The sequence below is a fragment of the Thioalkalivibrio sp. K90mix genome (assembly GCF_000025545.1).
In the GTDB taxonomy this organism is placed as follows: domain Bacteria; phylum Pseudomonadota; class Gammaproteobacteria; order Ectothiorhodospirales; family Ectothiorhodospiraceae; genus Thioalkalivibrio.
In genome coordinates, this window is the sequence record NC_013889.1 from 1,752,218 (window position 1) to 1,769,243 (window position 17,026).

Genomic DNA, 17,026 nt, shown 5'->3' on the forward strand with positions numbered 1-17,026 from the left:
GATAATGCGGCGTCCAAGGAGAACGGGTGACTGAATGTTCGAGCAAACCTTCCGCAATATCGATGATGTGCTCTGGAAAGAGGCCGGCTGCGCGACGGAGCTGGACTACACGGAGCAGACGTCGTGGATGCTGTTCCTCAAGTATCTGGATGATCTGGAGTACGAGCGCGCGCAGGAGGCGGAGCTGGTGGGCAAGTCCTATCAATACATCATCGATGAGCCGTATCGCTGGTCGGCGTGGGCTGCGCCGAAGAAGGCGGATGGTACATTCGACCATGACGAGGCGCTGACGGGCGCGGATCTGATCGGCTTCGTCAACGACGATCTGTTTCCGTATCTCCAGGGCTTCCGCACGCGCGCGACGGGGCCGGACACCCTCGAGTACAAGATCGGGGAGATCTTCAGCGAGATCCGCAACAAGTTCTCCAGCGGCTACAGCCTGCGCGATGCGCTGGAGCTGATCGACGGCCTGAGCTTCCGCTCGCAGAAGGAGAAGCACGAGCTCTCCCACTTGTACGAGGCGAAGATCCGCAACATGGGCAATGCGGGGCGCAACGGCGGCGAGTACTACACGCCGCGCCCGTTGATCCGCGCCATGATCCAGGTGGTGAAGCCGCGCATCGGCGAGCGCATCTACGACGCCGCCGCCGGGTCGGCCGGCTTTCTGTGCGAGGCCCACGACTACCTGCGCTACGGGCCGGACGGCCAGGGTGATGGGAAGCGCGACGGCAGCCATCTGTCCATCAGCGACCTGAATACCCTCCAGACCCGCACCTTCTACGCCAAGGAGAAGAAGAGCCTGCCCTATGTGATCGGGATCATGAACCTGATCCTGCACGGCATCGAGGCGCCCAATGTCATTCACACCAACAGCCTTACGGAGAACCTGAGCGACATCCAGGAGAAGGACCGCTTCGACGTGATCCTCGCCAACCCGCCCTTCGGCGGCAAGGAGCGCAAGGAGGTCCAGCAGAACTTCCCCATCAAGACCGGCGAAACGGCCTTCCTGTTCCTGCAGCACTTCATCAAGTACCTGAAGGCCGGTGGCCGCACCGCCGTCGTCATCAAGAACACCTTCCTGTCCAACAGCGACAATGCCTCGCGTGCGCTGCGCAAGGAACTGCTGCAAAGCTGCAACCTGCACACCATCCTGGACTGCCCCGGCGGCACCTTCCTCGGTGCGGGTGTGAAGACGGTGGTGCTGTTCTTCGACAAGGGCGCGCCGACCCGGAAGCTCTGGTACTACCAGCTCGACCCCGGCCGCAGCCTGGGCAAGACCAACCCGCTCAACGATGATGACCTGAAGGACTTTGTCGCCCGCCAGGCCGGCTTCGACGATTCTGACAATTCCTGGACGGTGGACGTCCAGGATATCGACCCGGACAGCGTCGATCTGTCGGTGAAGAACCCGAACAAGGCCGAAGCTGAACCCCTGCGCGATCCCGAGGTAATCATCAACGAGATCGAGACGCTGGACCGGGAGAGCGAAGAGATCCTGGAAGGCATTCGGGGGATGTTATGAGGGAGGGGTGGAAGACAGCGAAGCTCAGTGAGCTTTGCGATATTCAACTTGGAAAGACACCCGCTCGCGCTAATTCTTCCTATTGGGATCAAGAGAGGTCCACCGGTAACGTTTGGCTCTCCATTGCGGATCTACTCAAATCTGAAGCCAACAACGTATCCGACAGCAAGGAGTATCTTTCGGATAAAGGGGCAAAGCTGTGCAAGATCGTCAAGAAGGGAACACTTCTTGTCAGCTTTAAGCTGACATTGGGCCGGGTCGCATTTGCGGGAAAAGACCTATATACCAATGAAGCGATTGCTGCGTTAACAATTCATGATGAGCAGATCATCAACCGAGATTATTTGTTCTACTTCTTGCATTTTTTTGATTGGGTGAAGGCAGCACAGGATGACGTCAAGCTCAAGGGGATGACGTTAAACAAGGCGAAGCTAAAGGAGATCCTGGTGGTTGTCCCACCCCTCCCCGAGCAAAAGCGCATCGTCGCCATCCTCGATGAAGCCTTCGCGAGCATCGACACCGCGGTCGCCAACACCGAAAAGAACCTCGCCAATGCCCGGGAGTTGTTTGAGAGTTATTTAAATGCAGTGGTTGACACCGCGTTCCGCAAATCCACTGTCACGGTGTTGTCTGACTTGGCTGAAGAGATCACTGATGGTGATCACATGCCTCCGCCCAAGGCACCATCGGGCGTTCCGTTTATAACGATCAAGAACATTGATAAAAGAACGCGAAAGGTTGACTTTGAGAACACCTTTCGTGTCCCTCGCAGCTACTTTGAGGGACTCAAGCCAAATAAACGCCCAAGAAAAGGCGACGTGTTGTATACCGTTACCGGTTCGTTCGGAATTCCTGTTGTGGTGGGTCAAAAGACGGAGTTCTGTTTCCAGCGACATATCGGTTTGATCCGGCCAAAATCAGGCACAGACAGTAGCTGGCTCTATTACCTTCTCATGTCTCCTCAGATTTTTGCGCAGGCGACTGACGGTGCCACCGGAACAGCACAGAAGACGGTTTCATTGAAAGTGCTTCGCAGTTTCAGGGTTCCAACGATTCCTTTGGATCAGCAAGTGGACAACGTACAGCAATTAGATAACCTCCTTGCTGATGTCGAAGGGCTTGAATCGATCTACAGGCAGCAGCTCCGTAACTTGGGTGAACTGAAACAATCCCTCCTGCAAAAAGCCTTCTCCGGCGAACTCACCGCAGGCAAGGCAGCCTCCGATGCCATGCGCCAGGTGGAGGAAATCGCATGAGCGCCGAAACCCAGGCCCCCATCGTGATCTTCGAGGATGCCGACAAGGCGGTCGAAGTTCGGCTGGATGCCGACCGCGAGACCGTCTGGCTGACGCAGGAGCAGATGACGGTGATCTTCGATGTGCAGAAGGCGGCGGTATCCAAGCACCTGAAGAACATCTTTCAGGATGGCGAACTGGAACGTGAGGCAACCGTTTCCATTTTGGAAACCGTTCGAGCCGAGGGAAAGCGCCGGGTCACCCGGCAGATCGAGCACTACAACCTCGACGCGATCATCTCCGTTGGCTACCGGGTGAACTCGCGCCGCGCCGTCAAGTTTCGCCAGTGGGCCACCCGCGTGTTGCGCGAACACCTGACCCAGGGCTGGACCCTGAACCGCCAGCGCTTCGAGGAAAACGCCCGGGAGCTGGAGGCGGCCCTGGCGCTGGTACGGAAGGCCGCGCAAAGCCCGGCGCTGGATGCGGGCAGCGGTCGTGGTCTGGTGGATATCGTCAGCCGCTACGCCCAGACCTTTCTGTGGCTGCAACGCTATGACGAAGGCTTGCTGACCGAACCGCGCGCCCAGACTGGAGGCACGCTGCCCTCCTGGGAACAGGCGCGGGCCGCGCTGGACGGGCTGAAATCCGACCTCATGGCACGCGGCGAAGCCACCGAGCTGTTCGCCCGCGACCGGGGTGATGGTCTGACCTCGCTGCTGGGCAATCTCGATCAGAGTGTGTTTGGTGAGCCCGCCTACCCCAGCGTCGAATCCAAGGCGGCGCACCTGCTCTATTTCGTGGTGAAGAACCACCCGTTTTCCGATGGCAACAAGCGCAGCGCGGCCTTTCTGTTCGTGGACTTCCTCCACCGCAACGGTCGCCTGCTGGGTGAGTCCGGCGAGCCGGTGATCAACGATGTCGGCCTCGCGGCCTTGACCCTGCTGGTGGCCGAGTCCGACCCTGCGAACAAGGAGACCATGATCCGTTTGATCATGAATATGGTGGCTGGAGACCAGGGATGAACGAGGCCGGCCTCAATGAGGCAGACACGCGCGCCGAACTGATCGACCCGGCCTTGAAGGAGGCGGGCTGGGGCGTGGTGGAGGCCAGCCGGGTGCGGCGCGAGGTGATCACCCTCGGGCGACTGCAGGGTGGCGGCAAGCGTGCCAGGCAGGACATCGCCGACTACGTGCTGACCTATCGCGGCCAGAAGCTGGCGGTGATCGAGGCCAAGAAGCGCAGCCTGCCGGTGAGCGAGGGGCTGGCCCAGGCTAAACGCTATGCCGAGCGCCTGCAGGCGCGCTTCGCCTACGCCACCAATGGCGACGGCATCTACCGGGTGGACATGACGACCGGTGTGGAAGGCGCGGTGGATGCCTGGCCCGCGCCGGATGAGCTGTGGGTGGAGACCTTCGGCGCGAGTGTTGGCGCGCAGGACACCTGGCGGGAGCGCTTCGGGGCCGTGCCGTTCGAGGACAAGGGCGGCTTCTGGCAGGCGCGCTACTACCAGTACAACGCCATCAATCAGGCGCTGGAGGCGGTTGCCGCGGGACGGGACCGCATTCTGCTGACCCTGGCCACCGGCACCGGCAAGACGGCCATCGCCTTCCAGATTGCCTGGAAGCTGTTCCATGCCCGCTGGAGCCTGGCGGCGCGTGCTGCCGGCACGCCGGGGCGGCAGCCGCGCATCCTGTTTCTGGCGGACCGCAACATCCTCGCCAATCAGGCCTTCAACGACTTTTCCGCCTTTCCCGAGGATGCGCTGGTGCGCATCGATCCGGAGGTGATCCGCAAGAAAGGCCGGGTACCGAAGAACGGCAACGTGTTCTTCACCATCTTCCAGACCTTCATGACCGGGCGCGATGCCGAGGGCCACTCGGCGCCCAACTTCGGCGACTACCCGCCGGACTTCTTCGATTTCATCATCATCGACGAGTGCCACCGGGGCGGCGCCAACGACGAGAGCAACTGGCGCGGCATCCTGGAGTATTTCCAGCCCGCCGTGCAGCTTGGCCTGACCGCCACGCCCAAGCGCACGCACAACGCCGACACCTACGCCTACTTCGGCGAGCCGGTCTACATCTACTCGCTGAAGGAAGGCATCAACGACGGCTTCCTGACGCCGTTCAAGGTGCGGCAAATCGCCACCACGCTGGATGACTACGTCTACACGGCGGATGACGAGATCATCGAGGGCGAGGTGGAGCAAGGGCGGCGCTACACCGAGGAGGACTTCAACCGCGTCATCGAAATCACCGAGCGCGAGCGCTACCGCGTGAAGCTGTTCATGGAGCAGATCGACCCGCGCGAAAAGACGCTGGTGTTCTGCGCCACTCAGGAACACGCGCTGGCCGTGCGCGACCTGATCAACCAGCTCAAGACCAGCAAAGACCCCCACTACTGCGAGCGCGTCACCGCCAACGACGGCAAGGAGGGCGAGCGTTTCCTGAAGCAGTTCCAGGACAACGAGAAGACCATCCCGACCATCCTCACCACCTCGCAGAAGCTGTCCACCGGCGTGGATGCCCGCAACGTGCGCAACATCGTGCTGATGCGGCCGGTGAACAGCATGATCGAGTTCAAGCAGATCATCGGACGCGGCACGCGCCTGTTTGAGGGCAAGGACTACTTCACGATCTACGACTTCGTGAAGGCCTACGAGCACTTTAACGATCCGGAGTGGGATGGCGAGCCCTTACCGCCCGAACCCTGCGAGCGATGTGGCAACAGCCCTTGTAGTTGCACTACGGAGCCTCCGCAGCCCTGCCCTGTTTGCGGCGAGCGGCCTTGTGTTTGCGAGAAGGAGCCGCCGGACCCCTGCGAGGTCTGTGGCGAATGGCCCTGCATCTGCGAGAAACGGCGCAAGGTGAAGATCCGCCTGGGCGACGGCAAGGAACGCGCCATCCAGCACATGACCGCTACCAGCTTCTGGGGGCCGGACGGCAAGCCCATTTCTGCCGCTGAATTCATCCAGCGACTATTCGGGGATCTGCCAGAGCTCTTCCAGGACGAAGATGAGCTTCGCCGCCTGTGGAGCCGCCCGGATACCCGCAAGAGTCTGCTGGAGGGACTGGAGGAGAAGGGCTACGGCACGCAACAGTTGGCCGAGGTCGGCAAGCTGATCGAGGCCGAAAACAGCGATCTATACGATGTGCTGGCCTACATCGCCTTCAACATGGCGCCGGTCACCCGGGCCGAACGAGTGGATGCCCACAAGGAGCGCATCTTCCAGGGACACGACTACAGGCAGCAGGAATTCCTGCGATTCGTGCTCGATCACTATGTCGCCCAGGGCGTGAGCGAACTGGATACGGCGAAGCTCCCCCAACTGATCGAATTGAAGTACCACAGCCTCGGTGATGCGGTGCACGAGCTAGGGCCGGTGAGCAACATTCGAGAAGTGTTCGTGGACTTTCAGCAGTATTTGTACTGATGTAAGACCACGAGTATCGCCGTCGAAGAGGTGTGAAAGCCAGAGGTCAACGTGCGGTTCGACGGGCATAGAGAGAACGGGCAACCAGCCGCGTAGCTCCGGGAAACGCGCGCTAACGGCACGAACACACCCACATTACCTGCGTCTAGCGCGGCAGTCACAGGTGTCTGACCGACCGAGAAGAGCCATGATTGATACGACAATCAATATGTACAGTGACGCAAATGGGGGCGATCCGGATGTCACCAGCCCCACACTGCGAACCTACCACAAGCTTCTCTGGAGCAAGCCTTTACCAAGTGGCGACCTGTTCGACTTAAGCATCGATAAGCCTAGTTACTACCTATACCATCGCTCTGAGTTGGGCGAATTTTCATTAGGGAGTGACGCTATAACTCACTCCTACAGCAAGCAGAACAAGAAGAAATGGCTGACGACACAATTACCGACGGAGGTGCAGGAGCTTTTCGATCGCGGGTCAACAATTGGTGCATACCTGATTTTCCCAAACAGGCGGGTTAACCGGAAGCAAACAATTAATCAGGCTAGAGGAATGCTGCGGCTAATCGATGACCGATTTGACTTAACCTTGGAGTGCATCCGACGCTTCTACATCGGCGAGCCAAACCCGTTAGAGGATACCCTTAAGCGATATTCTTCGTTTTTTCATTTGTTCGATACATTCAATGGCTACATCAACTTCTTCCTTCTCAACGATCTGGTGGATGAAAATGGGGGCGTGAAGTTCTACTTGCCGTTCGACGACTTTAAATCGCCACCAGATTTTAGGAATGTCGAGGACTACCTCCTCTACAAGAAGAGAGTTGAGTCGTTCATCGAATCTCGTAACCAACGGATTTCAGACTACTCGGGCCAGATTGATACCTAACAATTCGCGAAACCAATTCGGGGGGCGCCGCTCGACAAGCCACTGAACGTAAAAGCGGGGTTTCTCCTACTTGGATCCATGGTGATCAAGAAGAGGACACCGAGCTTCTTGATACGCTGCTTACCGGGCCGCCTCGGCTTCCAGCATGTCCACGAGTTCGGCGGCGGATGCAAGGCCGTACCTGATCCGGCCCTGGGGGGTGATGATGGTGGGGGTGCCTCGGAACCGCTGCTCCCGGGCGATGGCCAGATGATCGGCCACGGGATTCGGGCAGTCTTCCGCCTTTATGGTCTCGCCCAGCTTGGCCCGGGTGATGGCATCCTGCCGGTCGTCGCTGCACCACACCGCCTCCATCTGCTCGAAGGCGTTGCCGATGACGGGGAACGCCGCATAGCGAATGCGGATGTCCCATAAGAGGTAGTCGTCGATTTGCTGGTGGAACTCGCGGCAATAGGGGCAGTTGACGTCGGTAAAGACCGTCACGGTGTACTGGGCGTCGTCCGGCTCAAAGACAATCAGCTCGTCCTCGTCCAGGCCTTCCACCAGTTGCACGATCTCGGCCTCCCGTTCCCCGGCGGCCGCGGTGCCGCTCAGGCCGAACACGAGAAGCGCCACGGCCACCAGGACCATGGGGCATGCGCAGATCCCGTTCCGTATCACGTCCACCGTCCTTCCGGCTTGATGTGCCAACAGCCGGTGTTTGTCGGCCTGCCGGATACCCTGCCCCGAACACATACCGATGGACCATTGCGAGGAATCCGGGTTCCGCCTGAACGAAACGCGAAGACCAGCGGGAAACGGGCTCGGACCTCGATAGCGTCATTTTCTGGTCTGTTATGGCGAGGCCCCGGGGGCGTAGCAATCTCCGAACGCAACTCCTGACCTTTGCCTCTGCCAGCGCCGAGGTTATTCATGGAGATCGCCACGGCGCTGGCGCCGCGCGATGGCGATGCCTGGTTATGCCGTCGAAGAAGAGGACACCCTCCTTCTCAATGCGGTGGCTACTCGTTGTTTAATGCCAGCTGCCCCCTCACCTGACGGCGGACGAGCCAGATCAGCAGGAGCGGCAGGATCAGCCACTGAATGAGCGGAAGCAGGCCCGTGCCCAGGATCGGCAAGGTGGGCATGGTGTCGGCGTACTGCCAGCGGTCGTCGATTTCCGTTGCGTGCCACTCCAGGCCGACGGTGATCACGACTCCGATCGCCACGAACAGCAGCACGGTGCGCAGGGTGGGCTGGAGAATCCAGCTTCGGTTTCGGGTGAGCGCCGCCACGCCCCAGAAGGCCGCGAGGGCGATCAGCACATCGCCAAGCGTTGCCCGGGTGCAGAACACCACGGCCTCCCAGTGCGGCATGGTGGGCATGTCGTCGAAGAAGGGCACTTGCAGGAATTCCCATGGATAGTTCAGCAGGAACGCGAACAGGGCCACATTGAACTCGGGCATAGCCAGGATGCGCCGTGGTGACATGGGAGCCTCCTGTTGGTGTTGGCTCGGGCTGTTCGGACACCGAGACGGTACACGATGATGCTGCCCTGCCTGAAGTAGAGGCCAATCGCCCAAGCGGCACGATCATCGAGGCGGGTCCATCCCTCTATCTGATCTAGACTCCAGGTACGCAAACGTTTCCCGCTACAGGAGGCATCCGATGCTCAAGACTTATCCTCTTTCCGCCTGGATGGTCAGCGTGGTGGCAGGGCTCATGGTGTTCGGCATGGGAGCGCTGGCCAGCGACGCGCGCGCCGCGGAAACGGTCGACGGGGTGACGATCTACCTGGGCGTGGTCCCGGCTGCGGTCGTGCGTGGTCATCATCCGCCCGATCATCCGGAGGCCGAGATGCACGGCGGCGTTCCGGACGACGGCTATCACGTGATGATCGCCCTGTTCGACGACAAGACGGGGAACCGCATCACCGATGCGGACGTCGAGGCGACGATCAGCGGCGAGGAGATGGCCGAGGTTCGCAAGGATCTCGAACGTATGGTGATTGCCGATGCCGAGACATACGGCAATTACTTCGACCTGACCGGAAGTGGACCATACGACATTGACCTCAAGATCCGGCTGCCGGACGACGATCGCGAGGTGCGGGCCACCCTGGACTGGCAGCGCCCCTGACCACCGCGACCGAGCCCCAACGGGCGGGTCTGGAACGGAAGAGGTACATACCCCCCTTTGTGCGGATGCCTGCATGCATCTCGCTCGCAGGCCGCCGGGCCCGCGGCGACAGGCGTGTGCGGACGGTTTACCCTCATAGGCCGTGATCGAGTAAGGGCCTGCCCATGCCGTTTCCCGCGCAGAAGACGAAGATCGTGGCCACGATCGGCCCGGCGTCCGACTCCCCGGACACGCTACGCCGAATGATGCAGGCCGGGCTCAACGTGGTGCGGCTGAATTTCTCGCATGGTGACCCGGCCTACCACGCCGAGGTGATCGGACGTATCCGAGAGGCGGCACGGGATGCCGGCGCACGCGTTGCGATCCTGGGCGACCTGCCGGGGCCGAAGATGCGTATCGGCGAACTGGCCGAGGAGCCGATCGAGCTGGAGCCCGGCCAGACCATCACACTGACCACCGAGGACTGCACCGGGGATGCCTCGCGCGTGAGCGTTTCGTTCGCCGGGCTGCCGGAGGCGGTACAGCCCGGTGATGCGCTGTTTCTGAACGATGGCTACATTGAGCTGGAGGCGTTGTCGGTCGAGGGCCACGACGTCACCTGCCGCGTGCAGACGGGCGGGGAACTGCGCTCGCGCAAGGGCCTGAACCTGCCGGGCATCGATCTCGGCATCCGCGCCTTTACGCTGGACGATCACGACTGGCTGCAGTTTGCGGCGGAACACGGCGTGGATGCCGTCAGCCAGAGCTTCGTGGTCGACGGCGACGACATCCTGGCCGTGCGCAAGGCCGCGGAGGCGCTGGGCTACAGCCCGTTCATCGTCGCCAAGATCGAACGGGCGGCGGCGCTGGAGCAGCTCGACAGCATCCTGGAGGCGGCAGACGGCATCATGGTGGCGCGCGGGGATCTGGGGGTGGAGATCCCGATCGCGAGCATCGCCCTCGCCCAGCGCCGCATCACCCGGCGCGCCAACCAGTACCACCGCCCGGTGATCACCGCGACCCAGATGCTGGAGTCCATGGTCACCTCGCGCCGCCCGACCCGTGCCGAGGCGACCGACGTGGCCAATGCCATCCTGGGCGGCAGCGACTGCGTGATGCTCTCCGGCGAATCGGCCATGGGGCGGTATCCGGTGGAGTCGGTGGCCATGCTCGCGGCCATTGCCCGCTCCATCGAACCGGAACGCGACCGAGGCGTGATCCCGGATGGCCCGAACGACCATGGCGAGGCCGGGCACGACCGCGCCGTCGACCTGATCGTGCGCAGCGTATTCCACACCGCGCAGCGGCGTCTGCCCCAGGTGACCCTGGCGCCCACGCTCAGCGGCACCACCGCCCGACGCATTGCCTGCCTGCGCCTGCCCTGCTGGACGGTCGCTTTCACCCCGACCCCCGCAACCGCCCAGAGCCTGCAGTTCTCCTATGGCGTCGAGCCGGTGGAAGTCACCGAGGACCGCAGCGACTGGAACGACTTCGCCCGGACGTGGCTCGCCGAGAACGACATCAACGACGGCCTCGCCCTCCTCATCCAGGGCCCCTCGGGCCCGAACCCGACCGGCAACCACCGCCTGGAACTGCTCGAACTCGACAGCCCCAGCCAGGGAGACGCACCAGGGCATACCTGAGAAAAGGTCAACGAGAACACACCCTTCTTCCCTGCCCCGTCATGGCGAGGCCCCGCCGGGGCCGTGGCCATCTCCGAACGCGACCCCAGACGTCCGCCTCTGTCAGCGCCGGGGAGATCCACAGAGATCGCCACGGCGCTGCGCGCCTCGCGATGACGGTGCCGGCCCGTGAAGGGGACACCCATCTTTGCCCTACCCAACCTTCAGCTCGCGGCCTTGTCCGGACGGGCCTTCCCGATACTCAAGTCCGCGCCTGCGAAGAAGAGCCTGCGATACCGCCCCGGGGTGGTACCCGTCAGCCGCCGGAACAGCTCGCGACAGAAAGACACATCCTCGTATCCGACTGCAAAGCTGATCTCCTCGATGGACATCGTTGTGGTTTCGAGCAAGTGCTTGGCCCTTTCGACGCGCACGTTCTGCAGGTAGTGCACAAGGGATACGCCGGTGGCCTGCTTGAAACGCCGCTTCAGGGTGCGTTCGGCAAGGCCGGATTCCTCGATCAGCAAGCGTATCGCCGAGTGCTCGGCAAAGTGCCGGCTCAGCCAGTCCTCGCACTGCCGGATTCGGGCATCTGTGTGGTCGGATTTCAGCACCAGCGGGGTATAAGGCCCCTGACCTTCATCATGCCACTTGAGCAGATACACCTTGGCGATGCGGATGGCCTCCACCGGGCCCAGATGGCGCGCGATGATATGCAGGGCCAGATCGTGCCAGGACGTGGTACCCCCGGCACTGACCATCCGCCCCGATGGGTCCGCCAGGACCAGATTGGGCTCGGGCCGGAATCGCACTTCCGGATAGTCGCGCCGGAACAAGTCCTGATAACCCCAGTGCGAGGTGGCGGCACACCCGGCCAAGAGGCCCGTTTCGGCCAGCATGATGGTTCCGGAGCAGGCCGAGTAGATGGATTTCCCGCCCTCGTAACAGTCGCGAACCCAGCGCATCAGTTCCGGATACCGACCATGGAAGGATTCGTCCGGGCCGAGCCATAGCTCGGGCAGGATCACGATGGACCCATCCGGCTTGTCGCGAATCGAGCAATGCGGCTGCACCGGAATGTCGTTTCCACAAAGAAACGGCTTGCGTTCGCTCGCGACGATGCGGACCCGAAACCCGGCCTGCCTGACAGGCTCATGGCGAAGGCGTTGCCAGAGATTACCGGCGGCCGACAGCACGTCCACCATGCCGTACAACGCGGAACCAGCGGTTTCGGGGACGGCGACGATCAGCACCTCGACGGGCATGTCCGAGCGGCTCATCTGCGTCCTCCGGTGGCACGAACGCCACGCTTCTGGCTCGTCTGCCGCTTATGCAGTCGATTACCCGGTTATAGCCTATAACTGCGCCACCATCCGATGGCGCGAAATGGTCCCTTCTGAAGCGGAGAACAGCCATGAACACGCATAACACCATCAACGGCCTGAACGTGGATCAGATGACCACGACCGTGCAGGCCCTGCAGGACAACCGCGAACTCGCGCAGTTCGAGTTTCGCGCCCGCAACACCTGGATCAGCGGAGGCGAGAATCGATCGACCATCAAGGACTTCTATGGCGCGGGTGCCGAAGACACCTCGCGGGATACCGGGTGGGAATTCACCAACGGCGAACCGCCGGTGCTACTCGGCAACAACGAGGGTGCCAACCCGGTTGAATACCTGCTCCACGCGCTGGCGGGATGCGTCACCACGACGACCGTGCTGCACGCCACCGCCCGGGGTATTCACATCCGTTCGCTTTCGACCGAGCTGAAAGGAACGATCAATCTGGAAGGTCTCCTGGCGCTCAATGACGAGGTCCCGGCCGGCTACCAGGACATCACCATCCAGATGCAGGTCGACGCGGACTGCAGCCAGCAAGAGCTGGACGACCTGCTCCGGTTTGCGCAGGAACATTCGCCGGTGTGCAACACGGTCTGCCGACCGGTACCGGTCAGGATCGAGCGCGTGGCCCATGCCGGCCGGTCGGCGGCGTAATGCGGACGACTGGAACCACCTGTCCCTTGCCAGCTTCCGCGGTTCCAGTGCGACGGCGGCGCACGCAGTACGCGCCGTCGTCCACTCGACGCTGAATGGCAGGCAAGGGGGTTTCATCGTTCGGCGCCTGCCGCCACAAACGGTGCACATGACCCGCGAAGGCCCTACATTGGACGAAAGGAATGACCCAGGGAGCGGTGAGTGACAGCCGAGCAGTGGATGATCTTCGGGGTGCTGGCGGTCACCCTCGTGTTGTTTGTATGGAACCGCTGGCGCTACGACATCGTGGCGATCGGGGCGCTGCTGGCGGCGGCCTTTCTCGGGCTGGTCCCGTTTCGCGAGATGTTCTCCGGCTTCGGCCACCCGGCGGTGATCACGGTCGCCGCCGTGCTGGTGCTGAGCCGGGGGTTGCTGAACGCCGGGGTCGTGGACACGGTCGCGCGGCAGCTCACCCGTGTGGGCGACCAGCCCTGGGTTCAGGTGGCCGCACTGACGGGGATCGTGGCGCTGGCCTCGGGGTTCATGAACAACGTCGGCGCGCTGGCCCTGCTGATGCCCGTGGCCATCTGGATGGCGCGCCAGAGCGGGCGTTCGCCCTCGTTCCTGCTGATGCCACTGGCGTTCGGGTCGCTTCTGGGCGGGATGCTGACCATGATCGGCACGCCGCCGAACATCATCATTGCCGAGTACCGCGCGGAGGCGACAGGCACCGCGTTTGCAATGTTCGACTTCCTGCCGGTGGGGCTGGGGGTCGCGCTGGTTGGCGTGATCTTCATTGCGCTGATCGGCTGGCGGCTGACGCCGCAGCGCGAACGCCCGGCCGCCAGCGGCGAGCTGTTCGAGATCAGCGCCTACCTGACCGAGATACGCGTGCCGGAGGACAACCGCTATGTCGGGCGCACCGTCTACGAGTTGATGCGCGAGCTGCGCGGCGAGGCCGAGGTGGTCGTGGTCGGACTGGTACGCGGGGAACGCCGGGAGCCGATGCCTGCCATCTACGAGGTGCTGCGCGCGGATGACATCCTGCTGGTGGAGGCGGACTCCGACAGCCTGAAGACGCTGCTGGACGTGACCGAAATGGAGCTGCAGGCGCGGGTCGAGGAGGAGGAAGAGCAGGAGCAGGCCGAACAGGAAGGCAACGGCGAGAAGCGCGACAGCGCCCTGGGCGAACTGGCGCTGGAGGAGGCGATCGTGACGCCCGGCTCGCGCCTGGTCGGCGCCACGGCCAGTGCCCTGGAACTGCGCCAGCGCTACGCGGTGAATGTGCTGGCGGTGGCGCGCCAGGGTGTGCGCCTGCGCGAGCGCCTGGACCAGGTGCGGTTTCGGGCCGGGGACATTCTGCTGGTACAGGGAGGCGAGGAGGAACTGCCCGGTGCGCTGAGCGAGCTTGGCTGCCTGCCCCTGGCCTCGCGCGGGTTGCGCATCACCCGGCCGCGCAAGGTGATCCTGGCCAGCAGCCTGTTTGCGCTCGCGCTGGGCGCGGTGGCGCTGGGCTGGGTACCGGCGGCACCAGCGCTGGTCGGGGCCGCAGTGGCGATGGTACTGGTCGGGCTGATCGGGCCAAGCGAGGTGTATCGCGGGATCGAGTGGCCGGTGATCGTGCTGCTGGCCGCGCTGCTGCCGGTGGGCCAGGCGCTGGAGACGACCGGCGGCTCGCAGCTGATCGCCGATGGCCTGTTCACGCTGGGCGAGGCCGCCTCCCCTGCCATGATGCTGGCGCTGTTGATGGCCGTGGTCATGCTGCTGTCGAACGTGATCAACAACGCCGCGGCGGCGGTACTGGCCGCACCGGTGGGGATCGCACTGGCGCGGTCGATGGAGGCCGCACCGGACCCGTTCCTGATGGCCGTGGCCATCGGCGCCTCCTGCGCCTTCCTCACGCCCATCGGGCACCAGTCGAACACGCTGGTGATGGCGCCGGGTGGCTACGAGTTCCGCGACTACTGGCGCATGGGGCTGCCGCTGTCGCTGCTGGTCATCGTGACCGCCGTGCCGCTGATCCTGTGGATCTGGCCACCCTAGGGAAACACTGATTCATGTACACGCTCGACCCTTACGGCGCGTCCACCTCGTCCACGTCCTGGCGCAACAGGTCCAGGCGCTCCTGCACGGCCTCGGGGTAGTCGGCCTGGTGGCGGCCGCCCAGGTGTTCGGCCAGGAAGGTCTCCAGCCCGGCGAAGAAGGCGAGGCGATTGGTCTGGTCGACCAGACCGTGGCCTTCGTCCGGAGCCAGCAGGTACTCGACCGGGTGTCCGGCCTCGCGCAGGGCTGCAACGATCTGGTCGGACTCCTGCTGCTTCACGCGCGGGTCGTTGGCACCCTGCGCGACCATCAGCGGTGCCTGGATGTTCTCCACGTGGAACAGCGGCGACTGCGCCTTGAGGCGCTCGCGGTCGTCCGGGTCCTCCGGATCGCCGACGCGGCCGTGCATGCGGCGGATGCCGGCCTCCCAGTACGGCGGGATGGATTCCATCAGCGTGATCAGGTTGGACGGTCCCACCATGGAGACGCCGGCGGTGTACAGCTCGGGTGTCCAGGTGAGACCGGCCAGGGCCGAGTACCCCCCGTAGGAGGCCCCGAAGATCGCGACCCGCTCGGGATCGGCGATGCCCTGGTCGATCAGGTATTTCACGCCGTCGGTGACGTCGTGCTGCATGACACCCGTGCCCCACTCCTGGTTGCCGGCGTTGAGGAATTCCTTGCCGAAACCGGAAGAACCACGGAAGTTGGGCTGAAATACCGCATAGCCACGGTTGGCGAGGAACTGCACCGTGCCGCTGTAGCCCCAGGTATCGCGAATCCACGGGCCGCCGTGCGGCATCACCACCAGCGGCAGGCCTTCCGGCTCCGCGCCGTGCGGGAGCGTGAGGTAGCCGGGAATCTCCTGGCCGTCGCGCGCGGTGTAGCGGATCGGCTCCATCGGCGCGAGGTGTTCGCGCGGCAGGTCCGGGCGCCCCTCGTACAGTCGTTCGATCTCGCGCGTCTCGACGTTCGCGAGATACACGCTGCCCGGGTCGGTGTCCCGGATGACCCCGACCGTCCACAGGGACTCGTCGCGGGTGCGCGAGGTGATCTCCAGCTCACCCTCGCCCAGCTCGTCGCGCAGCCAGTCCAGGTGCGACTCGAAGTCCTCGTCATGGGCGTAGATGCGCTGGCGATCCCCGGTGTACACCGTGGCCAGCAGGCGATGGTCCTGATCCGAGAACTTCGCGCCGCCAAGGTCGACTTCGCCTTCCGGATCGCGATGCACCCGCTCTTCCTCGCCAGTGGCCGGGTCGAACAGGACCAGTTCGATCAGGTCACGCTCGTCCCCCGCGTTGGTGCGCATATAGAGCCGCTCGCCGTCGGGATGGAAATTCGCGATGGAGCAGGTCTCGCCGAACGCGCAGGTATAGATGGACTCAAATTCGTCCTGCGACTGCACGCGCAGGATCTCGGTGCCCGCGTCGTCCGTCGTGCGCACGGCCTTGCGCAGCTCGCCTTCGTGGAAGCCCCAGCCCTCGATCTCGGCGGTGTTCTTCGCCACGCGGGTCTTCTCGCCGGTCTCCAGCGCTACGCGATAGACATCGTGCAGGCGAGGGTCGCGTTCGTTCAGCCCGACGAAGATGTACTCCGGGGTCGAGCGCGGGACATGCTGCACCCGCGCCTGCACGCCATCACCCCCGGCGAGGTGGCGCGACTCGGGAATCCCGTCCTGCCCGACGGCGTCCTTCAGCGCGATCACGCGCAGCTCAAGATTCTCGTCGCCATCGCGATCGCGCACGAAGATCAGGTGCCGTCCGTCGCGGGACCAGAAAAAGCCCATGATCGAACGCGGCTCCGCGGTCAGCGGACGGGCCGACTCCAGGCGATCGCCCCGCTTCATCAGATGCAGGTTCATGGCGCCCTCGTGGGCGCTCACCAGTGCCACGTAGTCGCCATCCGGCGAGATACGCCCGGCGGCATGCTGCGGATCACGGAAGAACTGCTCCAGTTCAAGCAGCGGGGGCGCCTCGCCCTGTGCCCACGGGCTTTCGTTACCTTCCACGAGTTCGGCCTCGAGCTCGGTCTCGGCAGCGCCGATGGTCGGCACGGCGAACAACGCCAGCGACACGCTCAGCGCGATGGCCGCGGGCGACCTGCGCCGCTTCGTGATCCCGTGATTCGCCAAACGCTCACCCGTGGACTGCATACCTTGTCTCCCGTTACGTGCTGCACCAGCGACAGCCACGCCTCCCCGCGGGTTCCCGCCG

General features: G+C 63.3%; 13 protein-coding genes. 9 read left to right on the forward strand and 4 right to left on the reverse strand.

Annotated features, from left to right (window positions below):
• The first annotated feature begins 34 nt into the window (after window positions 1-34).
• The 5 genes from TK90_RS08225 to TK90_RS08245 all read left to right on the forward strand — a co-directional run bounded on the left by TK90_RS08225 (window position 35) and on the right by TK90_RS08245 (window position 7,079).
• A complete protein-coding gene (locus tag TK90_RS08225) occupies window positions 35-1,522 on the forward strand; it encodes an N-6 DNA methylase (RefSeq protein ID WP_012983010.1) in 1,488 nt (495 codons plus the stop codon).
• A complete protein-coding gene (locus TK90_RS08230) occupies window positions 1,519-2,778 on the forward strand; it encodes a restriction endonuclease subunit S (protein ID WP_012983011.1) in 1,260 nt (419 codons plus the stop codon). The genes TK90_RS08225 and TK90_RS08230 overlap by 4 nt, the downstream gene beginning before the upstream one ends.
• Window positions 2,775-3,779, forward strand: coding sequence for a RhuM family protein (gene rhuM / locus TK90_RS08235; RefSeq protein ID WP_012983012.1), 1,005 nt, complete (start codon window positions 2,775-2,777; stop codon window positions 3,777-3,779). The genes TK90_RS08230 and rhuM overlap by 4 nt, the downstream gene beginning before the upstream one ends.
• Complete coding sequence (gene hsdR / locus TK90_RS08240; RefSeq protein WP_012983013.1) at window positions 3,776-6,190, forward strand: EcoAI/FtnUII family type I restriction enzme subunit R; 2,415 nt, start codon at window positions 3,776-3,778, stop codon at window positions 6,188-6,190. Before rhuM ends, hsdR begins: the two co-directional genes overlap by 4 nt.
• 187 nt (window positions 6,191-6,377) lie before the next feature.
• On the forward strand, window positions 6,378-7,079 hold the full coding sequence (locus tag TK90_RS08245) for a hypothetical protein (protein WP_012983014.1): 702 nt from the start codon (window positions 6,378-6,380) through the stop codon (window positions 7,077-7,079).
• Window positions 7,080-7,199: 120 nt separating this feature from the next.
• Here TK90_RS08245 and TK90_RS08250 read toward each other — a convergent pair whose 3' ends face one another.
• Window positions 7,200-7,709: a DsbC family protein gene (locus TK90_RS08250; RefSeq protein WP_041444250.1), complete on the reverse strand. Its 510-nt coding sequence runs from the start codon at window positions 7,707-7,709 to the stop codon at window positions 7,200-7,202.
• 371 nt (window positions 7,710-8,080) lie between these two features.
• On the reverse strand, window positions 8,081-8,548 hold the full coding sequence (locus TK90_RS08255; RefSeq protein ID WP_012983016.1) for a hypothetical protein: 468 nt from the start codon (window positions 8,546-8,548) through the stop codon (window positions 8,081-8,083).
• A gap of 178 nt (window positions 8,549-8,726) precedes the next feature.
• On the opposite strand from TK90_RS08255, the gene TK90_RS08260 reads away from it, so the two are divergent.
• Entirely contained in the window at window positions 8,727-9,197 is a 471-nt protein-coding gene (locus TK90_RS08260) for a hypothetical protein (RefSeq protein ID WP_012983017.1), read from the forward strand.
• Window positions 9,198-9,361: 164 nt separating this feature from the next.
• Window positions 9,362-10,819 carry a pyruvate kinase gene (gene pyk, locus TK90_RS08265; RefSeq protein ID WP_012983018.1) on the forward strand — a complete coding sequence of 486 codons (1,458 nt, stop codon included), beginning with the start codon at window positions 9,362-9,364 and terminating at the stop codon, window positions 10,817-10,819.
• 203 nt (window positions 10,820-11,022) lie between these two features.
• Here the strand turns inward: pyk and TK90_RS08270 are convergent, their stop codons facing one another.
• Window positions 11,023-12,078, reverse strand: a complete 1,056-nt coding sequence (locus TK90_RS08270) for a GlxA family transcriptional regulator (RefSeq protein ID WP_012983019.1) — start codon at window positions 12,076-12,078, stop codon at window positions 11,023-11,025.
• Window positions 12,079-12,212: 134 nt separating this feature from the next.
• Here TK90_RS08270 and TK90_RS08275 point away from each other — a divergent pair, with 134 nt between their 5' ends.
• Together TK90_RS08275 and TK90_RS08280 are read left to right on the forward strand one after the other, a co-directional pair.
• A complete protein-coding gene (locus TK90_RS08275) occupies window positions 12,213-12,794 on the forward strand; it encodes an OsmC family protein (protein WP_012983020.1) in 582 nt (193 codons plus the stop codon).
• Window positions 12,795-13,013: 219 nt separating this feature from the next.
• Entirely contained in the window at window positions 13,014-14,816 is a 1,803-nt protein-coding gene (locus TK90_RS08280; RefSeq protein WP_041444346.1) for an SLC13 family permease, read from the forward strand.
• Between the two features lie 31 nt (window positions 14,817-14,847).
• Here TK90_RS08280 and TK90_RS08285 read toward each other — a convergent pair whose 3' ends face one another.
• Window positions 14,848-16,965 carry a S9 family peptidase gene (locus TK90_RS08285; RefSeq protein ID WP_012983022.1) on the reverse strand — a complete coding sequence of 706 codons (2,118 nt, stop codon included), beginning with the start codon at window positions 16,963-16,965 and terminating at the stop codon, window positions 14,848-14,850.
• Between the last annotated feature and the right edge of the window lie 61 nt (window positions 16,966-17,026).

Excerpts from the sequence above, each read along its gene's own strand:
- TK90_RS08225 (WP_012983010.1), top strand. The coding sequence starts at position 35 with ATGTTCGAGCAAACCTTCCGCAATATCGATGATGTGCTCTGGAAAGAG.
- TK90_RS08230 (WP_012983011.1), top strand. The coding sequence starts at position 1,519 with ATGAGGGAGGGGTGGAAGACAGCGAAGCTCAGTGAGCTTTGCGATATT.
- TK90_RS08280 (WP_041444346.1), top strand. The coding sequence starts at position 13,014 with ATGATCTTCGGGGTGCTGGCGGTCACCCTCGTGTTGTTTGTATGGAAC.
- TK90_RS08270 (WP_012983019.1), bottom strand. The coding sequence starts at position 12,078 with ATGAGCCGCTCGGACATGCCCGTCGAGGTGCTGATCGTCGCCGTCCCC.
- TK90_RS08275 (WP_012983020.1), top strand. The coding sequence starts at position 12,213 with ATGAACACGCATAACACCATCAACGGCCTGAACGTGGATCAGATGACC.
- hsdR (WP_012983013.1), top strand. The coding sequence starts at position 3,776 with ATGAACGAGGCCGGCCTCAATGAGGCAGACACGCGCGCCGAACTGATC.
- TK90_RS08255 (WP_012983016.1), bottom strand. The coding sequence starts at position 8,548 with ATGTCACCACGGCGCATCCTGGCTATGCCCGAGTTCAATGTGGCCCTG.
- rhuM (WP_012983012.1), top strand. The coding sequence starts at position 2,775 with ATGAGCGCCGAAACCCAGGCCCCCATCGTGATCTTCGAGGATGCCGAC.
- TK90_RS08285 (WP_012983022.1), bottom strand. The coding sequence starts at position 16,965 with ATGCAGTCCACGGGTGAGCGTTTGGCGAATCACGGGATCACGAAGCGG.
- pyk (WP_012983018.1), top strand. The coding sequence starts at position 9,362 with ATGCCGTTTCCCGCGCAGAAGACGAAGATCGTGGCCACGATCGGCCCG.
- TK90_RS08245 (WP_012983014.1), top strand. The coding sequence starts at position 6,378 with ATGATTGATACGACAATCAATATGTACAGTGACGCAAATGGGGGCGAT.
- TK90_RS08260 (WP_012983017.1), top strand. The coding sequence starts at position 8,727 with ATGCTCAAGACTTATCCTCTTTCCGCCTGGATGGTCAGCGTGGTGGCA.
- TK90_RS08250 (WP_041444250.1), bottom strand. The coding sequence starts at position 7,709 with ATGGTCCTGGTGGCCGTGGCGCTTCTCGTGTTCGGCCTGAGCGGCACC.